Annotated in this window: 22 protein-coding genes; 6 read left to right on the top strand and 16 right to left on the bottom strand. The window is 41.5% G+C overall.

The window, feature by feature from the left end; genetic code table 11:
- The first annotated feature begins 82 nt into the window (after positions 1–82).
- The 4 genes from ABMQ40_RS12885 to ABMQ40_RS12900 are packed head-to-tail and all read left to right on the top strand — an operon-like array spanning position 83 to position 2,766.
- Positions 83–850, top strand: coding sequence for an enoyl-CoA hydratase/isomerase family protein (locus ABMQ40_RS12885; protein ID WP_370900235.1), 768 nt, complete (start codon positions 83–85; stop codon positions 848–850).
- 51 nt (positions 851–901) lie between these two features.
- Positions 902–1,324: a deoxycytidylate deaminase gene (locus ABMQ40_RS12890; RefSeq protein ID WP_002983800.1), complete on the top strand. Its 423-nt coding sequence runs from the start codon at positions 902–904 to the stop codon at positions 1,322–1,324.
- A gap of 6 nt (positions 1,325–1,330) precedes the next feature.
- Positions 1,331–2,242 carry a site-specific tyrosine recombinase XerD gene (xerD, locus tag ABMQ40_RS12895; protein ID WP_370900237.1) on the top strand — a complete coding sequence of 304 codons (912 nt, stop codon included), beginning with the start codon at positions 1,331–1,333 and terminating at the stop codon, positions 2,240–2,242.
- Positions 2,242–2,766 carry an NUDIX hydrolase gene (locus ABMQ40_RS12900; protein ID WP_370900239.1) on the top strand — a complete coding sequence of 175 codons (525 nt, stop codon included), beginning with the start codon at positions 2,242–2,244 and terminating at the stop codon, positions 2,764–2,766. The genes xerD and ABMQ40_RS12900 overlap by 1 nt, the downstream gene beginning before the upstream one ends.
- A gap of 50 nt (positions 2,767–2,816) precedes the next feature.
- On the opposite strand, the gene ABMQ40_RS12905 is transcribed toward ABMQ40_RS12900, so the two are convergent.
- The 8 genes from ABMQ40_RS12905 to ABMQ40_RS12940 all read right to left on the bottom strand — a co-directional run bounded on the left by ABMQ40_RS12905 (position 2,817) and on the right by ABMQ40_RS12940 (position 11,962).
- Positions 2,817–3,275: a heme-binding domain-containing protein gene (locus ABMQ40_RS12905; protein WP_370900241.1), complete on the bottom strand. Its 459-nt coding sequence runs from the start codon at positions 3,273–3,275 to the stop codon at positions 2,817–2,819.
- Positions 3,276–3,282: 7 nt separating this feature from the next.
- Positions 3,283–5,079 (bottom strand): Ig-like domain-containing domain, encoded by a 1,797-nt coding sequence (locus ABMQ40_RS12910; RefSeq protein ID WP_370900243.1) that lies wholly within the window; start codon positions 5,077–5,079, stop codon positions 3,283–3,285.
- A 20-nt stretch (positions 5,080–5,099) separates the two neighbouring features.
- Positions 5,100–6,362, bottom strand: a complete 1,263-nt coding sequence (locus ABMQ40_RS12915; protein ID WP_370900245.1) for a serine hydrolase domain-containing protein — start codon at positions 6,360–6,362, stop codon at positions 5,100–5,102.
- A 123-nt stretch (positions 6,363–6,485) separates the two neighbouring features.
- Positions 6,486–7,415, bottom strand: a complete 930-nt coding sequence (locus ABMQ40_RS12920) for a 2-hydroxyacid dehydrogenase (RefSeq protein ID WP_370900246.1) — start codon at positions 7,413–7,415, stop codon at positions 6,486–6,488.
- 58 nt (positions 7,416–7,473) lie between these two features.
- Entirely contained in the window at positions 7,474–8,016 is a 543-nt protein-coding gene (locus tag ABMQ40_RS12925) for an acyl-CoA thioesterase (protein WP_370900248.1), read from the bottom strand.
- A 6-nt stretch (positions 8,017–8,022) separates the two neighbouring features.
- On the bottom strand, positions 8,023–8,748 hold the full coding sequence (locus ABMQ40_RS12930) for an HU domain-containing protein (protein WP_370900250.1): 726 nt from the start codon (positions 8,746–8,748) through the stop codon (positions 8,023–8,025).
- Between the two features lie 151 nt (positions 8,749–8,899).
- On the bottom strand, positions 8,900–11,017 hold the full coding sequence (locus ABMQ40_RS12935) for a TonB-dependent receptor (protein WP_370900252.1): 2,118 nt from the start codon (positions 11,015–11,017) through the stop codon (positions 8,900–8,902).
- Positions 11,018–11,257: 240 nt separating this feature from the next.
- A complete protein-coding gene (locus ABMQ40_RS12940; RefSeq protein ID WP_370900254.1) occupies positions 11,258–11,962 on the bottom strand; it encodes a WG repeat-containing protein in 705 nt (234 codons plus the stop codon).
- Between the two features lie 221 nt (positions 11,963–12,183).
- Between ABMQ40_RS12940 and ABMQ40_RS12945 the strand changes: the two genes are divergently transcribed.
- Complete coding sequence (locus ABMQ40_RS12945; protein ID WP_370900256.1) at positions 12,184–14,457, top strand: aconitate hydratase; 2,274 nt, start codon at positions 12,184–12,186, stop codon at positions 14,455–14,457.
- Positions 14,458–14,585: 128 nt separating this feature from the next.
- On the top strand, positions 14,586–16,805 hold the full coding sequence (locus tag ABMQ40_RS12950) for an outer membrane beta-barrel protein (RefSeq protein WP_370900258.1): 2,220 nt from the start codon (positions 14,586–14,588) through the stop codon (positions 16,803–16,805).
- A 34-nt stretch (positions 16,806–16,839) separates the two neighbouring features.
- On the opposite strand, the gene ABMQ40_RS12955 is transcribed toward ABMQ40_RS12950, so the two are convergent.
- From ABMQ40_RS12955 to thiS, 8 genes are read right to left on the bottom strand one after another with little or no spacing between them, the layout of a single operon-like run.
- Positions 16,840–17,547 (bottom strand): HesA/MoeB/ThiF family protein, encoded by a 708-nt coding sequence (locus tag ABMQ40_RS12955; RefSeq protein WP_370900260.1) that lies wholly within the window; start codon positions 17,545–17,547, stop codon positions 16,840–16,842.
- An 8-nt stretch (positions 17,548–17,555) separates the two neighbouring features.
- Positions 17,556–18,677: a 2-iminoacetate synthase ThiH gene (thiH, locus tag ABMQ40_RS12960; protein ID WP_370900262.1), complete on the bottom strand. Its 1,122-nt coding sequence runs from the start codon at positions 18,675–18,677 to the stop codon at positions 17,556–17,558.
- A 1-nt stretch (position 18,678) separates the two neighbouring features.
- Positions 18,679–19,458 (bottom strand): thiazole synthase, encoded by a 780-nt coding sequence (locus tag ABMQ40_RS12965; RefSeq protein ID WP_370900264.1) that lies wholly within the window; start codon positions 19,456–19,458, stop codon positions 18,679–18,681.
- Complete coding sequence (locus tag ABMQ40_RS12970) at positions 19,455–20,069, bottom strand: thiamine phosphate synthase (protein WP_370900266.1); 615 nt, start codon at positions 20,067–20,069, stop codon at positions 19,455–19,457. The genes ABMQ40_RS12965 and ABMQ40_RS12970 overlap by 4 nt, the downstream gene beginning before the upstream one ends.
- Positions 20,069–20,815 carry a hydroxymethylpyrimidine/phosphomethylpyrimidine kinase gene (locus ABMQ40_RS12975; RefSeq protein WP_370900268.1) on the bottom strand — a complete coding sequence of 249 codons (747 nt, stop codon included), beginning with the start codon at positions 20,813–20,815 and terminating at the stop codon, positions 20,069–20,071. Before ABMQ40_RS12975 ends, ABMQ40_RS12970 begins: the two co-directional genes overlap by 1 nt.
- Positions 20,791–21,378, bottom strand: a complete 588-nt coding sequence (locus tag ABMQ40_RS12980; RefSeq protein ID WP_370900270.1) for a thiamine phosphate synthase — start codon at positions 21,376–21,378, stop codon at positions 20,791–20,793. The genes ABMQ40_RS12975 and ABMQ40_RS12980 overlap by 25 nt, the downstream gene beginning before the upstream one ends.
- Positions 21,375–23,186, bottom strand: a complete 1,812-nt coding sequence (thiC, locus tag ABMQ40_RS12985; protein WP_370900272.1) for a phosphomethylpyrimidine synthase ThiC — start codon at positions 23,184–23,186, stop codon at positions 21,375–21,377. The genes ABMQ40_RS12980 and thiC overlap by 4 nt, the downstream gene beginning before the upstream one ends.
- A gap of 21 nt (positions 23,187–23,207) precedes the next feature.
- Positions 23,208–23,414 (bottom strand): sulfur carrier protein ThiS, encoded by a 207-nt coding sequence (thiS, locus tag ABMQ40_RS12990; protein ID WP_370900274.1) that lies wholly within the window; start codon positions 23,412–23,414, stop codon positions 23,208–23,210.
- Positions 23,415–23,468 lie beyond the last annotated feature (54 nt).

Consider the following 23,468-nt stretch of genomic DNA (forward strand, 5'->3'; position numbering starts at 1 on the left):
TTAAAGAGGAAAAAAAACAACATTTTTCCTTTTTTTTTATAAAAAATTTATAATTTGCAGGATACAATTTTTAAAGTGGAAAATGAATTACGAAAACATACTGCTAAATAAAGAAGATAAGATATCTATTATCACTATAAACCGGCCTGAAAGCTTAAATGCACTTAATGCTAAAACGATTCAGGAAATAAGCTCGGCATTGGAGGAGTTGAAATCCGATAATTCCTGCAGGGTAATCATCATTACAGGAAGCGGGGAAAAATCTTTTGTTGCCGGGGCAGACATAAAGGAATTCAGTGATTTTGGACGGGAGAAAGCCGAGGAGCTGGCCAGGAACGGGCAGAACATCCTGTTCAATAAAATTGAAAATATGACCAAGCCAGTAATTGCAGCCGTAAACGGCTTTGCTTTAGGTGGCGGTCTGGAGCTTGCTATGGCGTGCCATATCAGATATGCATCGGAAAATGCCAAATTGGGACTTCCTGAAGTTACTTTGGGATTAATTCCCGGGTACGGCGGTACCCAAAGGCTTCCAAAGCTTATCGGAAAAGGTCTTGCCAACGAACTGATCTTCTCAGCCAAAATGATCCCTGCTCAAAAAGCCAAAGAGATCGGATTGGTGAACGAAGTATACCCTATTGAAGATTTATTAACCAAAACAAAAGAATTAGCGAACATTATTGCCCATAACTCACCTATGGCGATCACTAAGGCTATACATGCCGTAAACTTATCAGATACGGATAAAGGTTTTGAAACCGAGATGAAATATTTCGGAGAGCTTTTTGAACTTGAAGATAAGAAAGAGGGAGTTTCCGCTTTTATGGAAAAAAGAAAGCCGAACTTCTAAGATCAAAACCCTTAATACAAATTATTTCGAAAAACAAAACAATGCTGTGGTATGAATAAGTTTGACAAAGCTTATCTAAAGATGGCCCAGGAGTGGGCAAAACTTTCCTACTGTAAGAGAAAACAGGTAGGAGCTCTTATCGTAAAAGATAGGATGATTATTTCAGATGGTTACAATGGTACTCCTTCAGGCTTTGAAAACTGCTGTGAGGATGAAGAAGGGAAAACACACTGGTATGTGCTGCATGCAGAAGCTAATGCAATATTAAAATTAGCCGCTTCCACACAATCTGCAAAAGGTGCAACGTTATATCTGACGCTATCCCCATGTAAGGAATGTAGTAAACTGATCTTACAGGCAGGGATTACCAGGCTTGTGTATATTAATGAATATTCAGATGATGACGGAATATCATTCTTAAGAAACCATAACATTGAAATAGAGCAAATATCGGACTGTGAACTAAAAAAATAACACACAATGACTTGGGATGAAAAAATTAAGGATTTTGAAATCTTTCTTCGTTTCGAAAGAAATTTTTCAGAAAACACTCTCGACGCCTATGTACGAGACATCAAAAAATTAAAAGAGTATGCAGAAGAAGATCTGGATAATGTCGGACCAGATACTATAGGGTATGAAAATCTGCAGGAATACATTTTTAATCTTTCCAAACAGAAATTCAGTGAAAGATCTCAGGCGAGATGGATATCTTCCATAAAAGCTTTCTTCAAGTTCTTACTGGAGGACGAGTGCCGGGAAGATAATCCGGCCGCGTTGCTGGAAGGTCCAAAGCTGGGGCTGTATCTCCCTGATACATTAAGCCTGCCGGATATCAACAAAATCATCGGTGCCATCGAGGTAAATTCAGATTTAGGAAAAAGAAACCAGTGTATCATTGAGGTTCTCTATGGCTGCGGACTTCGTGTTTCAGAACTTATTGATCTGAAAATTTCAAACATCAATTTCAAGGAACATTATATTAAGGTCAACGGAAAAGGCAATAAGACCCGTTTTGTCCCGCTTGCCGACTATACGGCAGAACTGCTGAAAAACTACATCCAGAATGTACGTTCCAAAAACAAGATCAATAAAAAGTACGAAGATGTATTATTTCTAAACAGCAGGGGTACCTCCATGTCCAGAGTAATTGTATTCCTTATTATAAAAGAACTTACAGACAAGGCTGGTGTAAGCAAAAAGATCTCTCCCCATACCTTCAGACATTCCTTTGCCACCCACTTACTACAGAACGGAGCGGATTTACGGTATATCCAGGAGATGTTGGGGCATTCCAGCATTACAACAACGGAAATCTATACCCATTTAAAAACAGAGGAGCTCAGGGATGTGATTTTGAACTATCACCCGAGAAATATTAATATAGCTTAATGAAATTATTGAAATATTGCCCAAGCTGCGGCAAAGAATCTTTGCATTGGGATGGTGAAAAGAAATGGAGCTGTCCCAACTGCAACTTCACTCTCTATAACAATGTCGCCGGTGCCGTTGCTGTTGTGATAAGGCATGGTGAAGAAGTTTATCTGACAAGAAGAAACAGGGATCCCAGAAAAGGAAAGCTGGATCTGGCCGGAGGATTTGTAGATCCGAAAGAAAGTGCCGAAGAGACTTGTAAAAGAGAACTTTTTGAAGAGCTTCAGCTTGATATTGATATTTCAAAGCTCGTATACATAACAAGTCTGCCGAATATTTATCAATACAAGGAAATCGAGTACAATACCATTGATCTGTTTTATGAGTACAATGTTCCGGAAAAGTTTGAAGTAAACCTTGAGCTTTCCGAGATATCAGAGGCCGTCTGGATCCCGCTGAAGGAACTGGATATTGATGATATCGCCTTTGATTCGCAGAAGAAATTTTTTGAAAGCTATTTAAAAAACAACCAATCTCTTTAATCCGGAAAACCGTATATGATTGTCCGGACAAGTAATGGCTGCAAAGAAGGTTAATAAGATTTCGACTTCAGCATGTTCTCAAAATATTGTACCAGCAGGGTCCTTTCCGCCTCGGAAAGGTTTGCTTCCTTATGGTAAACAATATAGCCCGGCATAGGCATGGTTTTATTCCGGATCGTCTGGATGGAGTGCATAAGCATATTTTCTTTCAGGTCCTTGTTATAGGTTTCCCAAACGGAAAAATTAAGATGCTCCCTGCCTTCATTGACATGGCTTTTTACAGACCATGAAACAGGGGCGATGAACGCATATCTGGGATAGACCGTTTCATTGGAATGGCAATCATAACAGGCTCCCCTGATCAGGTTTTTGATCTTCTCCGGTGTTTTTTTGGAGTCAACAAAGTTTACGGAACGTTTAACGGGCGGATTCACCCTGTCTACAGGGATAAACTGGATCAGTATAAATACAAGAAGAACCCAAAAAACTGTTTTTTTTACCGCTTTCATTTATAGCCTACTTTAAAGGGATCAAAGTATCTCTTGCTGATTTTACTGGCTTATTTTTACCGGCATCATTACCATTTTGCTGTACCGGCCCCTGCTGTGTATCATCATCCTGTTCCTGCCCTTCGGAAGCATCCGCTGCCGGAACAGCAGGAGGAATACTGCCTTTAGGATTATCCAGGGTCCTGGTATCTTTCAGATCCCATGTTTCATTGGTGTCCCAAAGTGGTCTTACTACAGCAACCTTGTAAAACACATAGGAATCTTCCGCAAAGATCTCATTCTGGAAATCAGCTTCATCCCAATATTTATTCCCGTTATTGTCCACGAGGATCCTTACCACATATTCACCAGGCTTTAAAATATTGAATTTTATCTGATCTCCCTGGGTATATTTCTGATAAAGCACCTTTTCCGAAGAGTCCAATAGCTGGATCCAATAGTTGGAAACAGGGGCATTCAGGAGCTTGATCGTCAGGCTTCCGTAGTTCTCCACCTTATCCACTTCAAAGTCAAAACGTTTGGATTGCGAATTTTTGGTATAAAAAGAGGATACGGTTTCCTTAGGTACAGTAAGCTGATACTTTTTTCCTGTGGTAAAATCAGATTGGATAATAATCTGATACGGATTGGTCTCTGAGATTTTCGCCGTAAATTCCTGAGTGGTCAGGCTATCACTTTTCAGTACCCATTTCTCTGGATTAATCTTATCTATGATATAGTTTGAAAGTATTTTAAAGTCTGCCTTCGGGGCCAGCAGTCCGCCTCCGTTATCGCTGCTGATATCCATAGCGTTTTTAGCATTGTATTTATAAAATACGGAAACGGTATCCTGTTTTTTATCAGCATCATAGCTGAATTTCAGGTTTTCTGTTGTATCCTGCCCCACATTATTCTTCACAGCATCAAACCATATCCTTACGGTATCTGATTTCGGGCGGTGGGTCACTCTGATATCCTGGAGCTTATCGTTCAGGGAAAGAACCTTCACGTCATCAGGCGCTCCTTCGAACGTCATGGTAATTCCTCCCGGCATTTCTTTCATTTCAACATATTTGAGCGGTTTTTTGGAAGGATACACCTTCAGGTTCAGTCCGGAAATGGATTTTTCCACATTTACCGGATCTTTCTGAAAACCTACCTTTTCTTTTCCGGGATCATATACTGAATTTCCGTTTTCATCCTCGAAAGCTATGATCTTATATTTTCCCGGAGCAAGGTAATTAAGCTCATAATAACCGTCAGGATCTACTTTTGTAATATAATAAGGCTTCTGCCTGTAATCCATGGTATCCTGAACCTTGTACAAGCCCACTACCAGCTTATTTTCCGTAGTTTTAGTTTGCTTTTTCACGGCAATGGCATCTTTAACCTCGCCGCTTATATACAGATCATCCAGTTTATCTCCCGTAGAAAAGGCAAAGTTGAAATAAGGCAGGGGATTAGCCTCATTGTTATCCACAATAGCGTTTCCGAAATTGAAATTATAGGTCGTATTTTCCTGTAAGGTATCCGCCCACTGGATCAGGACAAACTTATTTGCAATATTGGAAGGAAGAATACGTTTGATATTTTTTATCGGGGGAGAAATATTCAGGTTCTTGTTAATGTCCTTCAGCTTCACATATTCGTCAAAATCTAGACGAAGCTCCTTTATATCCCTGCGGACATTTACCCTTGTGGTATCTATATTGGAGCCGATAAATTTAGGAGCTAAAGTATCTTTTCCTCCACCCACAGGAGAACCCACCCTTGCACATGAGTGAGCAAGAAAAGCGATGACGAATAATAGAAGAAATCTTTTCATGAATACAGCAAAAGTAAACATTATTCTCCAAAAACTTCATTATGGCTGCTTAAAGAATCTTTATTATCGTTCATCACACTGTGCAGCTTGTCTTTTTGTACGGGGAAGTCTTCAAACAAGCCTGATAACGCAAGCGCAGTATACACCCTGTTGGAATATTTATTCCCGATCGCCACAATGGTAACTTTTGATTTCAACAGATGGGCAAATACTGAGTTGGTACCATGCCACCAGCCATTGTGGTAGGTAAGCTTTTCACCGTTGTCAAAAATTTTCATTCTAAAGCCTAACCCGTAATTGTTCATTCCTGCCTTTTCATTACTGTAAGGCCTGAATACCATATCCATCAGTTCAGGTTTCAGAAAATCCTTGGAATACATGGCTTTTGAGAAATTAAGCAAATCCCTTGGTGTGGTATACACATTTTTATCGCCATAAATAAGGTCCAGCCTGTCCAAAGGATACAGCCTGTTCCCGCCATAGTAAAAAGACTGGGCTGCAGTCGGGATATCTTTCTCCTGAAAAATATAGGTATTATTCATTTTCAGCGGGGTGAAAACAATCTCTTTCATAGCCTGCGGAAAAGGAGTTTTGGTGATTTTCTCAATCAGCAGGGCCAGTAAGGCAAAATTGGTATTGCAATACATAAAACCTGTGCCGGGCTCTTTCACCAGGTCGGGCTTGTATTTTACAAGCATGTTCAGAATATCCTGATTCGTGATAAACGCTTTGGAAAGCTCTTCCGGGGCAGGTTGGATTTTCGTAATAAAATATTCATATTTTGGCAAACCGCTTCTTTGGGTAAGCAGATTCTGAACGGTAACGTCAGGGTAAGGGAAACCTGTAAAGTATTGCGTCAAATGATCCGACAGCTTTATTTCACCTGCTTCTACAAGCTTCATCATAGCCATTGCCGTAAGAGTTTTGGAAACGGAGGCAACGTGCAGAGCCGTATTCTTGTCTATGGGCATCTGATTTCCTTCTCTTCCGTATCCCCTGTATTTTTCATACAGAATATCGTCTCCTTTGGCCACCAAAATGCCACCACTCAAATCGCTTCCCTCCCAAACTTTTTGATAATACTGATCTATATAACGGATCACAGAAGGCTTATTGGCCAGCTCGTCATCAGCTTTTGTAAAGATCTTGTTTAAATCAACATTTCCAAAATTAGGAAGACTGGTAGTATTTTGCGTTAAAGGTTCTTTGGATTCAGATTTATTTTTACATGAAAAAAGAAATAAAAAAGCTGTTAAAGCAAATATAAAATTACGTACCCCCATGATTTAAAAATGAGCGGCAATTTAATAAAACTCAAAATAAATACTAAATCCCAGGCTTAAATTATGAATTATTTAACACTCATATTGAACGGGAAAGACAAAAATTCAGAAGATCATCACTGATCAGCAAAAAGAGGCTACGATCTTATCTACGATCACCTGGGCAAGTTTTTCCTTACTTTGATGGGTCCAGCCGGCAATATGAGGAGTAACGATCACCTTCTCGGATTCCAGAAGATACTTCAGATCCTCATTTTCTTGTTCCAGATTTTCAAAAGATGATTTTTCATATTCCAAAACATCAAGACATGCCCCTTTCACCTTTCCGGACTTTAACGCCTCAACCAGGCTCTTTGTTTCAATATTCTTACCTCTTGCCGTATTGACAAAGTAAAAATCCTTTTTCATATCCGAGATGAATTTCCCGTCTATCAGATAATAGGTAATTTCAGTTAATGGAATATGCAGGCTCAGAATATCTGCCGAGGCCTTCAGCTCTTCCAGGGAAACCTGGGTGGCAAATTCATCAGAGAGCCCGGGAAGGATGTCGTGGAAGATCACCTTACATCCGAAGCCGGAAAGTCTCCTGGCCGTTGCTTTTCCCATATTTCCATACCCTATCAGTCCGACTGTTTTCCCAAGCAGCTCATCCCCCCTGTTCTCTTCCCGCTTCCATATTCCGTTCTTTACCTCCTGAGAAGCAATAAAAAGCCGGTTCATTAAAACCAATAGCATGCCTACCACGTGCTCTGCCACAGAGTCTCTGTTACCTTCAGGGGAATTGATCAGCCGGATTCCTAATTTTTCAGCAGCCTCAACATCAATATTTTCCATTCCGGCTCCTACTCTTGCAATAAATTTCAAATTCTTTGCCTTTGCAAGAAGATTTTGATCTATCGGGATCCTGCTCCTTATAATAATCCCGTCATAATGTTTAATTTTATGACAGACCTCCTCATAGGAAGATGAAAAATCTTCCTCCAGGATAAAGTGATGCGCTGAAAGCTGTTCTGTGATGAGAGGGTGGTTTTTATCTAAAAGCAGGATTTTCATACAGATGGGCCAATACAGGCTTTTAAAAGATTCTTAAGCTTATAAATCGCTGGTTCCTTTATTTTTTATCTTCATCCGAACCTTGCGGTTCCTGGAAGAGCTTTTTTAATTCCACCGACTCCAGGGGCTTCATTCTGCCGGAAAGAATCAGTGAAAGTTCCTTTCTTCGGAAAGCAGCCGCATACCTTTGTTTTTCCACTTCGGTTTCCGGAACCATCTCGGGGATCGGGATCGGCCGGTTAAATTCATCTACAGCCACAAAAGTATAAATCCCTTCATTGGTATGTATTTTTTTCTGATTAATCGGGTCATCCAGCCAAACATCTACGTAAACTTCCATGGAAGTGGAAAAGGCCCTGGAAACTTTAGATTCCAAAACAACTACTCCTCCTTCAGGAATCGGATGGTTGAAAGACACATGATTCACGGACGCAGTAACCACTCTTCTTTCACAATGCCGTGCAGCAGAGATGGATGCACAACGGTCCATTTTTGCTAAAAGTTCACCACCAAAAAGATTTCTTAAAGAGTTGGTTTCATTAGGAAGAACAATATTGGTCATAATAGTCAGAGACTCTGACGCTTTTTTTACTTTTGCCATGCAGTTTTAATGTTGTTTTGAAGTAGTCTTAATTTTGACGTCTTTTTGAACAGGCTCCAGCAATGAGTCTTTTTTCAGACTATCGGGAATTACCGGGGTATGTACCTGTAGCTTTACTGTATCTTTTTCAATCCTATGTGTTTTGGTCTGGACAGAGACATTACCGAAAGACTTTTTCCCGAAAAGAAGCTCCCTTTGGGTGTATGCCAGGAAAAGCAACCCTAAAACGGGAAGGATAAGCAAAAATATCCACAGGACAGACCTGTTGAATTTATAATCTTTATCCGCATTTTCCGGTTTTGTCTTAGTTTCTCCGCTATGAATATCCGAAATCCTGATCTCTTCCAGACCATAATAGTCAGGATGATCAGATTCCAGCCTTTTACCTTTAAAACGAATTTCTCCGTCTTCAATAAAGAGGGTTCCAAGATTCTGGATCTCGAGGCTCTGATCTGCCTGCAGCTTTTTCTTCCAGAAATCCGTTTGAATTTTCAGATCGCTTCCGGAAGCTTCCAGGGTGATCTGTTTGTGACTGCTGATAAAGGCAGTCAGCTCATCAGACTGCACTTCATAATCCGGGGCAAATGCAATCTGGCCTGCAGGGGGAAGAATGCTTCCGTTTTCAGAATTGATGATAGCCTTGGAATTTTCTAAAGAAAACACTCCAAAGCCAGGAACTGTAACAGAACCAAATTGTTTCAGGTATTCTAAAATGTAAGCCGAAATATTCATTTGCTGGCAAATTTATAACTTTTTCATGACTTTTTAGGAGATTTGTTGACATGAAAAAAGGCTGCCGGGACAGCCTTTGCAATATTATATAACCGTTTGATCCTGTTTACTGCATTTTTGAAAATAATTACTGATTATTTTTGAATTATCATTATTGAATCTTCCAGCTTATCCCAAACATAAAATTCGTACCTGCCTGCGAAAAATAATAGGGTGCCTCGTCATAAACAGCCCCGTTATTCACATATTTTTTGTTGAATATATTATTAACCAACAGCTTCAACGCAATATCATTACTGCCGATACTGAATTCATATTGGGCATTAAAATCGGTAAGCATATAGTCTTTTAATTGCAGATTCTGATCTTCTGAATTATCCAGATATTGTTTACCCACATATTGATTCATCAAGGCAAACCGGAAACTTTTGGAAGGGCTGAATTTCAACCCAAGATTGGCAATAACGTTGGGTGAAAATGAGATCTGTGTGTTTCCCAGGTCTTTTATTTCTGTATCATTCTCTATTTTAAAATCCAGATTTCTGTTCTGGCTCAAGCTCAGATTACCGGAAACCTCCCATTGTCTTGAAATTTTTGCCAGGGCACCAATTTCAATTCCTCTTCTGTAGCTTTTCCCTGAATTTGTTCTGATGAAGGCTCCTACATTATTAAGCTCACCATTTAAGACCAACTGATTGACATAGTACATGTAATATAGGTTAGCCGTCAGGGAAAGAACCCCGAATTGTTTTTCCAATCCGGCTTCGAAGTCGTGAAGCTTTTCCGGCTTCACATCATTATTGGCGATAAGATCATCTCTGTTTGGCTCCCTATGGGCATGAGCATAGGAAATAAATATTTTGCCCCCCTCTATTCTATAGTTAACCCCTGCTTTGGGATTAAAGAACAACCAGCTCTTATCAAGGTTAGCCCCTTCATCGTCGCCCGCTAACAGGATCCTGGTATCGTAGTCTATATTTCTTAACTGCAAATCCCCAAAAAACTCAAAGTCATTTACTTTCAGCAAGGCTTTCGCATATCCAGATACTTCACTTTTTACAGAACGCCCTCTGTAATATTCATGTTCATCGATCTGAGGATAGAAAACCCCGGTGACATTTCCATAATGTCTTCCGTAATACTGATTGGCTACAACCCCAAAATTAAGATCCAGGTTCTCAAGCTTCCCGTAAAGTGTTGAAACGATCCCGTAAAAATCATTATCCAGCCACTTTTTCCTGATAAAATCCGAATAATCTATCACCTGCCCGTTCTCTTCAATATCCGGCAGGTTATATCTTGAAAAAGGATCTCCCTGCTTATAATTCTCATAATATCCTTTTCCCTTGGTGTAGTGTAAGGTAGTTTCCAGGCTCCAGTTATCGTTAAATCCCTGGTTCCAGAGCAATTGATAATGATTTTGCCTGTAATTGTCCGTTTCATTATCATAAAAGCTTACGATATTTTCCCAATTGGCATCATAAATAGCTCCTGAATAATTGAATTTAGGATCCGTTTCCCAGGTTTTTCTGTCGATCCCGTTCCAGGCCTGATAAGTCTTTTCCTTTCCTCCAAATGCGAGCAGTCGCAACTTGGTTTTTCCTTCTTCAAACAGAGCCGCAAAATTATAGGAATCCAGGTTGGAAAAAGCCCTGTCAATATAGCCATCGGAATGGATATGGGTATATCTTCCCATCACAGAGAGACGATTCTTCCAGAATTTTCCAGAGCCTATCTCCGCCGAATATTTGTACGTATTGAATGAGCCATAGCTGTCATCCGTTTTAAGATAAAATTTTTCTTCCGGATCTCTGGAGATCACATTGATACTTGCCCCGAAAGCCGACACCCCGTTACTGGAAGTCCCTACCCCTCTCTGGATGACAATCTGGGAAGCCGAACTGGTAAGATCCGGCACATCAACAAAAAAAGTACCCTGGCTTTCAGCATCATTGTACGGAACACCATTCATCATAACGTTGATGCTGTTCCCGGCAACGCCCCGGATCCTGAAACCGGTGTATCCTATTCCGTTTCCTGCATCCGAGGTAGAGATTAAAGAGGTCTGGTTTTTCAAAAGAATAGGAAGGTCCTGGCCGAGATTTTTACTGTCCAGGTCCCTCTGGACATTGATAACTTCTTTGGCTACCGGCAATCTTCTTGTGAAGTTGACTGCCTCAATATCCTTTGTTTTTAAAGAATCTGTATTACGGGTTTGCGCCAAACCCATAGAGCTTGCGGCAAGCCCTAAAAAAAATAAACCTTTCATTCTATAAATTTTTAAAATTTAATGAATAAAAGGGGATCGATAAGATATACAATATGGTACAACCATCCCTAAACAGCATTACCTGTTCTAGGTTCATTGGGTATAATCTCAGCCTGTTACAGCACCCCTTTATTTCAGGCGCAAAATTACAAAAATTTATGAAAAGTCTTTAATTAATGAAAAATATTATTGTTTTACCACATTTTTAAGATCGCCATGAGCAATTATTTAATCCGGGTCTTAATAGGCCTTATTGTTTGAATCTACGTAGTAATAGTTTTTTCCGTCTTTGGAAACTTCAAACATTTTACCCAGTTTCCAACTGAAATTACGTTTGATGTCATCATATTCAAAAGGGATGATCACCTTGTTGTGTACATCAATGACCCCGAACTTATCATTATAGGAGGCAACAATCATCGGATTGGCCACATCATCTCCCTCCAGGATAAACAGGTACTGATACTGCGGGTAAATCTGATAGTCTCTGTAGTCGGCTGCGTTTACAAACCTTTTCTTCTCAATGATCCCGTAGAAGCCATTTAAAATATATGCCTGATACAGCTGCTGCGTATATTCCGAGGGTTTACATTTCCCAAAGTCTGCCTCATTGAATTTATAAACTCTTTTTCCTGCCTGGTTTATCCTATAGGAAATCATATCCTTTTCTACCGTGGCATAGTCTTTCGTTCCAAATTTCCTTACCTTTTCATTGGGTGAATTCAGAAGATTGCAATCTTCATAAAAGAAAACAGCGATATGATATTCCGGCTGAATAACAAATTTTCCGTTTTGATTGACGTATCCGAACTTCCCGTCTTTTTTCTTTGGGATCAGGAGCGGGAGGTCTTTATTGATCAGGGGCAGATCAAGTTTAGCCTGAGATTTTGGAGATGTGCGTTTAACCGTATTTTTTGAAATATTTTTAACGGGTACTTTTTTCACAGATTTTGTCTGCGAAAAGAACGCTACCGAAATCATTATGCATAAAAAACTGATCACTTTTTCCATACTCACCATTTGCCTGCAAAAATACGACCAAAAATAGAAATTATAAAATTCATATTTATAAACAATCTAAATAATTTCATTCTGATAAAATATTAAAAATTCGTAATTTTGAGGACATTTTTAATTGTTTGATAATTTTAAAACGTTTTTGAGATATGACATTTGATATTGATATGATCAAAAAAGTGTACGAGCGTTACCCGGAAAGGATTGCTGCCGCAAGACAAGTAGTGGGAAAACCTCTTACATTATCAGAAAAAATATTATACGCTCACCTTTGGGAAGGGAATGCTACGCAGGCTTATGAGAGGGGAAATTCTTATGTGGACTTTGCTCCGGACAGAGTAGCCATGCAGGATGCTACAGCACAGATGGCTCTTTTGCAGTTTATGCAGGCCGGAAAAGCTAAGGTTGCCGTTCCTTCAACAGCTCATGCTGATCACCTGATCCAGGCAAAGGTAGGTGCTGATAAAGATTTACAAGAAGGTATCAATAAAAACTCTGAGGTTTTTAATTTCTTAAGTTCTGTTTGTGATAAATACGGAATCGGCTTCTGGAAACCGGGAGCAGGGATCATCCACCAGGTAGTATTGGAAAATTATGCTTTCCCTGGCGGTATGATGATTGGTACTGACTCCCATACCGTAAATGCCGGAGGTCTTGGTATGGTGGCTATTGGTGTAGGAGGGGCTGATGCTGTGGACGTAATGGCCGGAATGGCTTGGGAACTTAAAATGCCTAAACTTATCGGTGTAAAATTAACCGGTAAAATGAACGGATGGACTGCTGCAAAAGACGTTATCTTAAAAGTAGCAGGTATCCTTACTGTAAAAGGAGGAACAGGATGCATCATAGAATATTTCGGAGAGGGAGCACAATCTCTTTCTGCTACCGGTAAAGGTACTATCTGTAATATGGGAGCGGAAGTAGGTGCTACTACTTCAACCTTCGGATATGATGATTCCATGAGAAGATATTTATCTGCTACGGGAAGACAGGATGTGGTAGATGCAGCAGATAAAATTGCAGAGCACTTAACGGGAGATCCTGAAGTGTATGCCAACCCTGAGCAATATTTTGATCAGGTAATCGAGATCAACCTTTCTGAGCTTACCCCACATTTAAATGGTCCTTTTACTCCGGATCTGGCTACTCCGGTTTCTGAATTCAGGGCTAAGGCTGAAGCCAACGGATGGCCATTAGAGGTTGAATGGGCTCTTATCGGCTCCTGTACCAACTCTTCTTATGAAGACCTGTCAAGAGCTGCTTCCATCGTAGAAGATGCGGTGGCAAAAGGAGTGAAGCCTAAAGCTATTTTAGGTGTCAATCCGGGATCTGAGCAGGTAAAATATACTGCAGAAAGAGACGGATTCCTGAACTCTTTCAGAAAATTTGAGAATGCAAGAATCTTTACCAACGCCTGTGGCCCTTGTATCGGGCAGTGGGACAGAGAAGGAGCAGAAAAAGGAGAGAAAAACTCCATTATCCACTCTTTCAACAGAAACTTTGCGAAAAGAGCTGACGGTAACCCTAATACGCATGCATTCGTAGCATCTCCTGAAATGGTGGCTGCAGTAGCCATCTCAGGAAGACTGGACTTCAACCCTATCACTGATACATTGACCAATGAAGCCGGTGAGCAGGTAAAACTGGATGAGCCAAAAGGCTCTGAATTACCAACAAGAGGATTTGCCGTGGAAGACAATGGCTACCAGGCACCATCTGAGGACGGCTCGAAAGTGGTTGTCAATGTAAGCCCTACTTCAGACAGACTTCAGCTATTAGAAGAATTCCCGGCCTGGGACAGAAAAAACATTGAAGGAGCTAAGGTTTTGATCAAGGCTTTCGGAAAATGTACCACAGACCACATTTCTATGGCAGGACCATGGCTGAAATACAGAGGTCACCTTGATAATATTTCTAACAACATGTTGATCGGAGCTGTAAATGCTTACAACATGGAAACCAATAAAGTTAAGAATCAGCTAACCGGTGAATACGGTGAGGTTCCGGCTGTACAAAGAGCTTACAAAGCTGCCGGTATCCCGTCAATCGTCGTTGGAGACCAAAATTATGGTGAAGGATCTTCAAGAGAGCATGCGGCCATGGAACCAAGACACCTTGGTGTGAAAGCTGTACTAGTGAAGTCATTTGCAAGGATCCACGAAACCAACCTTAAAAAGCAGGGAATGCTGGCACTAACTTTTGCCAATGAAGCTGATTATGACAAGATCCAGGAAGACGATACCGTAAACTTCTTAGATCTGGACCAATTTGCTCCGGGAAAACAGCTTACCCTGGAATTTGTTCATGCTGACGGCACTAAAGATATCATCATAGCCAATCATACTTATAATGATCAGCAAATTGACTGGTTTAAGGCAGGTTCTGCACTAAACTTAATCAAACAACAGGAAAAACAAAATTAATTGTTAGATTGATTAATCATAAAAAAAGCGGCTTCAATTGAGGCCGCTTTTTTATTTTACATCCTTAAATAAACGATAGTTTGTAACAAAAATTATTTTCCGGCGTCTAACTGGATAATACAAATATTATGAGAAAAACAATTTTTGCTTTATCTCTTTTAGGCTCTGTAATTATTCATGCACAAGAGAAACCCGGCAACAAGGTCAAAGAAAAAGAAATAGAGGGAGTTACCATTACCAAAACAAAAAAGGCTGTTGAACAAAAAGCCGACCGTACCATTTTTGATTTTTCCGAGCAACCTCAGCTTAACAACGGAAATGTACTGGAGGGAATCAAAAAGCTTCCGGGTCTTGTTTCCACGGATATTGCAGGAATGATGTATCAGGGTAAAATACTGGATGTTTACCTCAACGGCAGACCTCTGAATATCACCTCTAACGAACTGAATTCTTTTCTGGAAGGTATGCCTGCCAATTCAGTGGACAGAATTGAAGTGATTACCCAGCCCGGAGCTGAATTTCCTGCTACTTCAGGCGGTGCCATTATGAATATTATTACAAATAAGAATGCCAATAAATATTTAACAGCAACGTACTCAGGAAATTATTCTTTCACTGATTATGATAAGTACAGGAGCAGAACCAGCCACTCCCTGAACCTGAATGCCAGAAATAAATTATTCGGATGGCAGCTGAATGTGGGACAAAACTATCGTGAAAGCATGCTGAACACAGATCAGGATAATCTTTTGCTAAGCAATACAAGCAGGACAGGACGAGGATATTTTGCAAAATCAGGGTTGACCTTTGATCTGGGGCAGGACAGATTGCTATTGAACTACGATATTTATCATAATAATAATGATAACTCCACCCTAAGTAACGGACTTGCCGATGTTCCGGACAAGAAAAATAATACGTTCAGGGAAGCCAGATTTGATGCTTCAGATGCCGCCCATACCAACAATGTGAGACAGGAAGCTGTGGTTACTTATCAGAAACGGTTTGACGACAAATCCCAAAAACTTGATTTCCAGTTCGGGTATACAAGGTCGGATAACAAATTTTCCCAGGATAATTTCTTCCAGCAGGGCACTTATACGGATCTCAATGAACATTTCTTTAATCCGGGCACCCAGGATGTTCTGAATAATAAGTCTACAATGAGAATTGCCAACTTCAAGGTAGATTATGCCCAGCCTCTTAAAATCCTTGATGGCGGAAAAGTAAGCACCGGAGGCTTATATGAAAGGCAGGATTTTGATACGGAAAGTAAAGGTTTCACCAATCTGGAATATCAAAGGCAGACAGCTTCGATGTATCTGGAGTTTCAGGCCAAATTGAAAAAATTTGATTTTATTTTAGGAAGCCGTGCCGAGAATTATGATATTTCTGGAGTAACAAGGGTCATTGACAGCACGGGATCAGTAGTACAAAAAGACCTTATCCCGTTCAATAAGTTCAAACTATTCCCGAACGCGAGCATTCAGTACAATCTGATGAACCAGGTGTACGTAGCAGCGAACTATAACAAGAAGATCAGTTTACCAAGCATCTCCGCCCTCAACCCCAATAATACAACCTTCCAGGGACCTAATACGCAGATCACCGGTAATCCAAATCTCCAGCCAACCATCTTTGATAATTATGAATTGAAGGTTTCCGCTTTTGATTATGCCTTTATCGGATACAGTGTAAGCTCGGCTAAAAACCAGGTAGCGCAAATCATCAGAAAGGACGGAAAAAATCTTTATAATGAGCAGATCAATATTTCGGATATGAAAATCCACAACTTCAATATTGGTCTTCCTGTACCATTCATGATCTTCAGCAAACCGATAAGCGAAATCATGAAGTTCAATTTCAACCCGGATAAAATCAATTTTATGTACCTGTATGCAGGATACCAGAAGCATGATATTGACAATCTTAATAATAAAGGGTTTTGGATTTTCAACGTTATGACCCAGCTCATTCTACCTAAAGATATCAAACTGACCGCCAATTACAGCTATCTTACCCCAAAAGCAGGATATTTCTACTTTACGGCAGAAAAGCCGTTCAATAATTCCTTTGATCTTACCTTGACCAAGAAATTTCTTGATAACCGCTTAACGGTTTCTGTTTTTGCCAATGATATTTTCAACGGACAGGTAATGCAGGTACGATCCAACCCGCCATCCGGAGAATCTGTATATCTGAGAAATAAATATGATAGCAGAAATTTCGGATTGTCTATCAATTATAAGATCCCGACAAAAAACAAGCTTGCGAAAGAGGATCCGAATATCCTGAACAGCACCAAAAAAGATGACAACGGAGGGATTATGCAGCAACCCGGCCAGTAATAAATGTAAAGAGGAGTAAGGTTATTTACTCCTCTTAAAAATCAATGGATTGGAATCTCCAGTTTAATGTATCGACAAGGGTTATCTGATTTACATTTACAGATAGGCCCGTTATAATCTTCAATGCCTGATTGGCCATCATACTGCCTATCATACCCGGCAGGGCACCCAGCACACCCTGGCTGTCACAATCCGGAATATCCTCATTGAAAGGCGGCTCAGGGAATATATCTCTTAAGTTTTTGCTACCGTTATGATTAAAAACAGCCACCTGACCCGTGAAGCCGAGTATGCTTCCATACACCAATGGTTTTCGTAATTTCACACAAGTATCATTGATCAGATACCTGCTTTTGAAGTTATCTGACCCGTCAATGACTATATCAAAACGGGAAAGGATTTCCCCGGCATTGGAATCGTCAATTTTATCTTCAAATCCCATGAATTCCACCTGATGGTTAAGCTTTTTAACAAAATGCTCCGCGCTTTTTACTTTCAGGACACCTATGCTTTCCTCACTGTGAATGACCTGCCGGTTTAAATTGTGCAGCTCAACACGATCGAAGTCTGCCACCCCCAAAGTTCCTATCCCTGCAGCCGTGAGATATTGAATAACGGGGCTTCCCAACCCTCCTGCGCCGATCACAAGCACTCTGGAATCCATTATTTTCCTCTGGCCATCCAGACCAATCTCTTCAATAAAAATCTGCCGGCTGTAGCGGTTAAATATGTCGTTTTTCATAAGCGGTTTCAGATTGATCCACTGTAAACGGGATCCCAGTCCTTCATTACAGGGTCATACCCTGCTTTTAGGATCATATTCTTTATTTCTTCCATACTTCTTTCATCACTGGTTTCAAACTGTTCCAAAGATCCTTTATCTACAGCGTACCCGCCCGGATTGGTTTTGGATGCGGCACTCATGGTGGTAGCTCCCAAAGGAATGACATTATCCCTGAATTTCTCATTTTCCCTGGTGGATATCGAAATTTCAAGATCTTCATTCCAGATCCTGTATGCACAGATGAGCTGCAAAAGGTCTTTGTCCTCCATGACAAAATTAGGCTCTATAATTCCTTCCGCCGGTCTCAATCTCGGAAAGGAAACTGAGAACCTGCTTTTCCAGTACTGTTTCTGTAAATAGTCTATATGTAAGGCGTTGAAAAAGCTATCTATCCTCCAGTCTTCCAATCCTAATAACACCCCCAAACCTATCTTATGGATCCCTGCTCTTCCGATTCTGTCGGGAGTTTCGAGACGGAAATGAAAATTCGACTTTTTACCTTTCGGATGATATTGCTTATAAACTTCCTGATGATAAGTTTCCTGATATACCAAGACAGAATGCACTCCTGCCTGATGCAGCCTGAGATATTCCTCTTCAGATAGTGGCTGTACCTCAATGGAAATATTGGCAAAATGAGGCTTTAATACATGAACTGCGTTCAGAAAATAAGACATCCCTACCGTAGCATTGGCTTCTCCGCTTACCAGTAATACATGATTGACTCCCATCGACTTCAACGCTGCTGCCTCTATCATCAGTTCTGTGTCGGAAAGCGTCTTTCTCCTGATTTTATTATCCAGACTGAAACCGCAGTAAGTACATATATTCTGACATTCATTACTGAGATACAAAGGAGCATACAGCTGTATTGTCTTTCCGAACCTTTTCCGGGTAACAGACTGGGATATTCGGGTCATCTGCTCCAGCTTTTGGGCAGCAACCGGGGAAATCAGGTTTAAGAAATCTTCTACGGTTTTATTCCTCTTTTGCAGGCTGTATTCCACATCGGCCGGGGTCACTTCTTCAAGCTTCCGCTTTACTTCATCCCAGTGATAACGTTCAAAAAGGTTTTTAAAGCTGCTCATATCACTCAAATAAAAAAGAGGTTAACGGGCTGGAAGCTTCTGCATGGTCCTTAATTGATCCAAGCCCGGATTCAAAGGCCCTTCTTCCGGCAATAACGCCTTCCTTAAATGCCACGGCCATAGCTACCGGATTTCTGGCCACCGCGATCGCTGTATTGACCAGAACTGCATCTGCTCCCATTTCCATAGCTTTTGCAGCATCCGAAGGTGCCCCGATCCCAGCATCAACAACAACCGGAACTTTACTCTGGCTGATGATGATCTCTAAAAAATCAAGTGTCCGTAATCCTTTATTGGTCCCTATCGGAGCTCCGAGAGGCATTACCACTGCAGTACCGGCGTCCTCAAGACGCTTGCATAAAACGGGATCAGCATGGATATAAGGCATCACCACAAAGCCAAGCTTGGCAAGCTCTTCCGTAGCATACAGAGTCTCAACAGGGTCCGGTAATAAATATTTGGGATCCGGATGTATTTCCAGCTTTACCCAGTTCGTTTCCAGGGCTTCCCTCGCCAGCTGAGCTGCCAGAACGGCTTCTTTTGCCGTTCTGGCTCCCGAAGTGTTAGGTAAAAGGTGTGCTGCCGTAGGCTTTAAGGCGTGGAGCAGGCCTTCTTCCGGGGACCGGGCGTCAATGCGTTTCAATGCCATGGTCACCATATTGGTTCCGGAAGCGATGATAGAATCCGTCATTTCCTGAAGGCTGCCGAATTTCCCGGTTCCCAGGAACAACCTTGAACTGAAGCTCCTGCCTGCTATTGTTAAGTCTTTTTTATTATTCATTTTAATATCGTTTTAAATTCATGTATGATAGAGGGCCTGCCGGTGATCTGTCCTGAAACGGCCACTCCATATATTCCGGCTTCCCGTAATGTTTCCGCGTCATTCAAGGTAACTCCGCCGATAGCGAAAATTTTGGGAATGTCCAGCGATTTTTCCGATAGTTCCCCGATGATTTTCCGGTATCCCTCAAAGCCTAAAACAGGACTAAGCTTTTCTTTTGTGGCAGTGAACCTTAACGGGCCCAGACCGATATAATCACAGCCTTCATTGATCCTCTGCCAGACATCTGAGAATGTATTGGCCGTTCCGCCAATAATTTTATTTTCTCCCAGGACCTGTCTTGCTTCTTCTACAGGGGCATCAGTAAGCCCCAAATGTACGCCGTCCGCATTAATCCGGGCTGCAAGCCGAAGATGGTCATTGATAATACAAAGGGCTCCGTATTCCAAGCAAAGTGATCTTGAGGTTTCACACAGCCGGATAAGCTCATTTTGAGAAGCATTTTTCCACCTTACCTGTACCCATTTTATCCCATTGTCCAAAGCTTTCCGAATATTAGCTTCCTGTTCCCGGATCGTACTTCCCTGTGATATGTATTGTAATCTTTCCATTATTGATTTGAATGAAACCCTAATAATGAAGGGTTGCTTTTTAAAAATTTTTCTATATATAATTTCCCATTTCTACAGGCTTCTTCCAGGGTATTCCCTTTTGACAGCCAGCCCGCAATTGCCGAAGAAAGCACACAGCCTGAACCGTGCTTGGAATAATACACAAAATCTTCTCTTATTTCCAGGGATACTGTGTTTCCTTTCTCCATTAAAATATCGGTTCCCGGTCGGTCTTCCCTGTGCCCCCCTTTTACCAGCACCGGGGCCAGATCTTCCTGCTCCGGAAAAAGTCCGTTTTCTTTAAGAATTTTGTATTCGGGATAATTCGGCGTTATTAAATCGATCTTTTTTAGGAGCTCTCTTAAAAAAGGAAGCGTTTCCATATCAAAAAAAACAAAGTCCGAAGTACTTTTAAGCACCGGATCCCAAACAACTTTTACCAAGGGATCGCATGAACGGATTGTATTCAGGATTCCGGCCAACATTGATGCATCTTTCACGATCCCGATCTTCACGGCCTTTACAGGATAACTTTCCATCAGTACCTCTATGGTTCTCAATATTTCGTCCAGAGGCCGCCACTCCAGGTTCAGGAACCTTGATTCTGTCTGCAAGGTCATTGCCGTACAGACTCCCAGCCCCATAACCTCCAGCTGCTCCATGGTTTTGATATCAGCCAATAAGCCCGCTCCCCCGCTAGGGTCATAGCCGGCGACCGTCATTACAAAAGGGCGTTCATTCTGCATTTTTTGAAAACATTTATAGGTTGGTCACTTTCCCATATTGCCCCTAAAAGGGCGACGCCATCCGCTCCGGCGTCCAATGCGGTATGAATGTTATTCTCATTAATCCCTCCCAGAGCGATTAACCCGACATCCGGGTGGCCCCGGTGCCGTATATCTTCCAGTATCCTTGTGCCCTTCCCATATCCTTTTTTAGAAATGCTTGGAAAAACGGGACTTATCAGTGAATATTCCCATTCACTGCCTAAGGCATTATAGGTACTTATGCTATGTACCGATGTAGATATAATCATATTATCAGCATATTTTCTGAACAACCCGCTCTGCCGGTCAGCCTCCCTGAAATGGATCCGGGAAATATTGAAATTACTTCCTACATCATAGTGGCTATGCAAAACCAACCTGGAATGGAAAGAGGCATTTATTCCGCTGATAAACTTTTCCAATCCGTTTTTGCTAATCAACGGCTTTCTGATATGAAGCAAATCAAGCCCTTCCTGAAACATTTGATTGATAGTTTCAGTTTCACCTGTGATCATTTCTTCAGGGGTAATGGCAATGATCATAAATAAATCTCCTTGCCATTCTCAATAAATTCCATTGATTTATCCTGCATCCCTTTTTCCGCTGATTCACGGATTTCCTGTGTGATCTTCATGGAACAGAATTTCGGACCGCACATTGAGCAGAAATGGGCTATTTTTGCACCTTCTGCCGGAAGTGTCTCATCATGGTAAGCCCTCGCCGTATCCGGATCCAGCGAAAGGTTGAACTGGTCTTCCCATCTGAACTCGAATCTGGCCTTGCTCAAGGCATTGTCCCTGTACTGGGCTCCCGGATGTCCTTTAGCCAGGTCTGCGGCATGGGCGGCTAGCTTATAAGTGATTACTCCGTCTTTTACATCTTTTTTATTGGGGAGCCCCAGGTGTTCTTTAGGAGTTACATAGCAAAGCATTGCACAGCCAAACCAGCCGATCATGGCAGCTCCAATTCCTGAGGTAATATGGTCATAGCCGGGAGCGATATCGGTTGTGAGCGGGCCTAAGGTATAAAACGGCGCTTCATGGCATTCCTTCAGCTGCTTATCCATATTCTCTTTGATCATGTGCATCGGAACATGGCCGGGACCTTCTATCATGACCTGAACGTTATGCTTCCATGCGATCTTTGTCAGCTCCCCCAATGTTTCCAGTTCGGCAAACTGGGCCGCATCGTTGGCATCGGCAATTGAACCCGGGCGGAGACCATCCCCTAAAGAAAAGGCTACATCATATTTCTTCATGATCTCGCATATTTCTTCAAAATGGGTATATAAAAAGTTTTCTTTATGATGATACAGGCACCATTTAGCCATAATGGAGCCGCCCCGGGAAACAATTCCCGTTACCCGGCTGGCAGTAAGGTGAATATATCTCAACAGAACCCCTGCATGGATCGTGAAATAGGAAACACCCTGCTCCGCCTGTTCTATCAGAGTATCTTTAAAAATTTCCCAGGTAAGATTTTCAGGTACACCCTTCACCTTTTCCAGAGCCTGGTAAATAGGCACTGTCCCTATAGGAACCGGGCTGTTCCTGATGATCCATTCTCTGGTCTCATGAATATTTTTTCCCGTGGAAAGATCCATAATAGTATCCGCTCCCCATCTGCAAGCCCAGACAGTTTTTTCCACCTCTTCTTCAATACTTGAGGTTACGGCACTGTTCCCGATATTGGCATTGATCTTAACTAAGAAGTTCCTGCCTATAATCATCGGTTCACTTTCAGGGTGGTTGATATTATTCGGGATAATCGCCCGGCCGGCCGCAATCTCATCTCTTACAAATTCGGGGGTAATTCTATTTTTCTGTGTTCTGGCTCCAAAGCTGTTTCCGGGATGCTGGAAAGCCATTTCTTCGGAAACAGAATGCAGTTGTTCTATACGTTGGTTTTCTCTTATGGCCACATATTCCATCTCCGGAGTGATAATTCCCTGCCTGGCATAATACAGCTGGGTAATTTCTTTTCCCGTTTTGGCTACTTTGGGTTTATGGTTATAGGAAAAACGCAATTCGTCAAGGGAAGGGTCTGCAAGACGGGCCCTTCCGTACTCTGAAGTTACCGTATCCAAAACTTCTACATCATTCCTGTCCAGTATCCATTGTTCCCTGATTCTCGGAAGCCCTTTCAGAATATCAATTTCTGCATTTTCATCAGTATAAGGCCCTGATGTATCATAAACGGTTACGGGAGGATTATGTTCAAGGCCTCCGTTGCTGAGCCTGGTGGGGCTTAGCTGTATTTCACGCATGGCTACATGGATAGGATGTATTTCTCCTTCGATGTAGACTTTCTTGGAGTTCGGAAATGGTGAGCGTGTGATTGAATGAGCCATAAGTATAGGTATTTGTGAGTTTTAACCACCCTGGGTGGCTGTAATGATTAAAATTGAATCTTTGTCCTTAAGAAATGTTTCCGCCCATAAAGGCTGCGGAATAATACGGTTATTAAGAGCCACTGCTACACCTTTCTTTTTCCCCGGTGCCTCAATAGCCATCAGTACCTCCAGATTTTCCGGAAGTACATCAAAGTTTTTTCGGGTGTGATTGATTGTGAGTTCCATTCCTAAGCTTTAATTAAACATAATACACTTTAGGAATGGCTGTAATTATGCAAT

The sequence above is a fragment of the Chryseobacterium gossypii genome (genome assembly GCF_041361455.1).
Lineage (GTDB): Bacteria > Bacteroidota > Bacteroidia > Flavobacteriales > Weeksellaceae > Chryseobacterium > Chryseobacterium gossypii.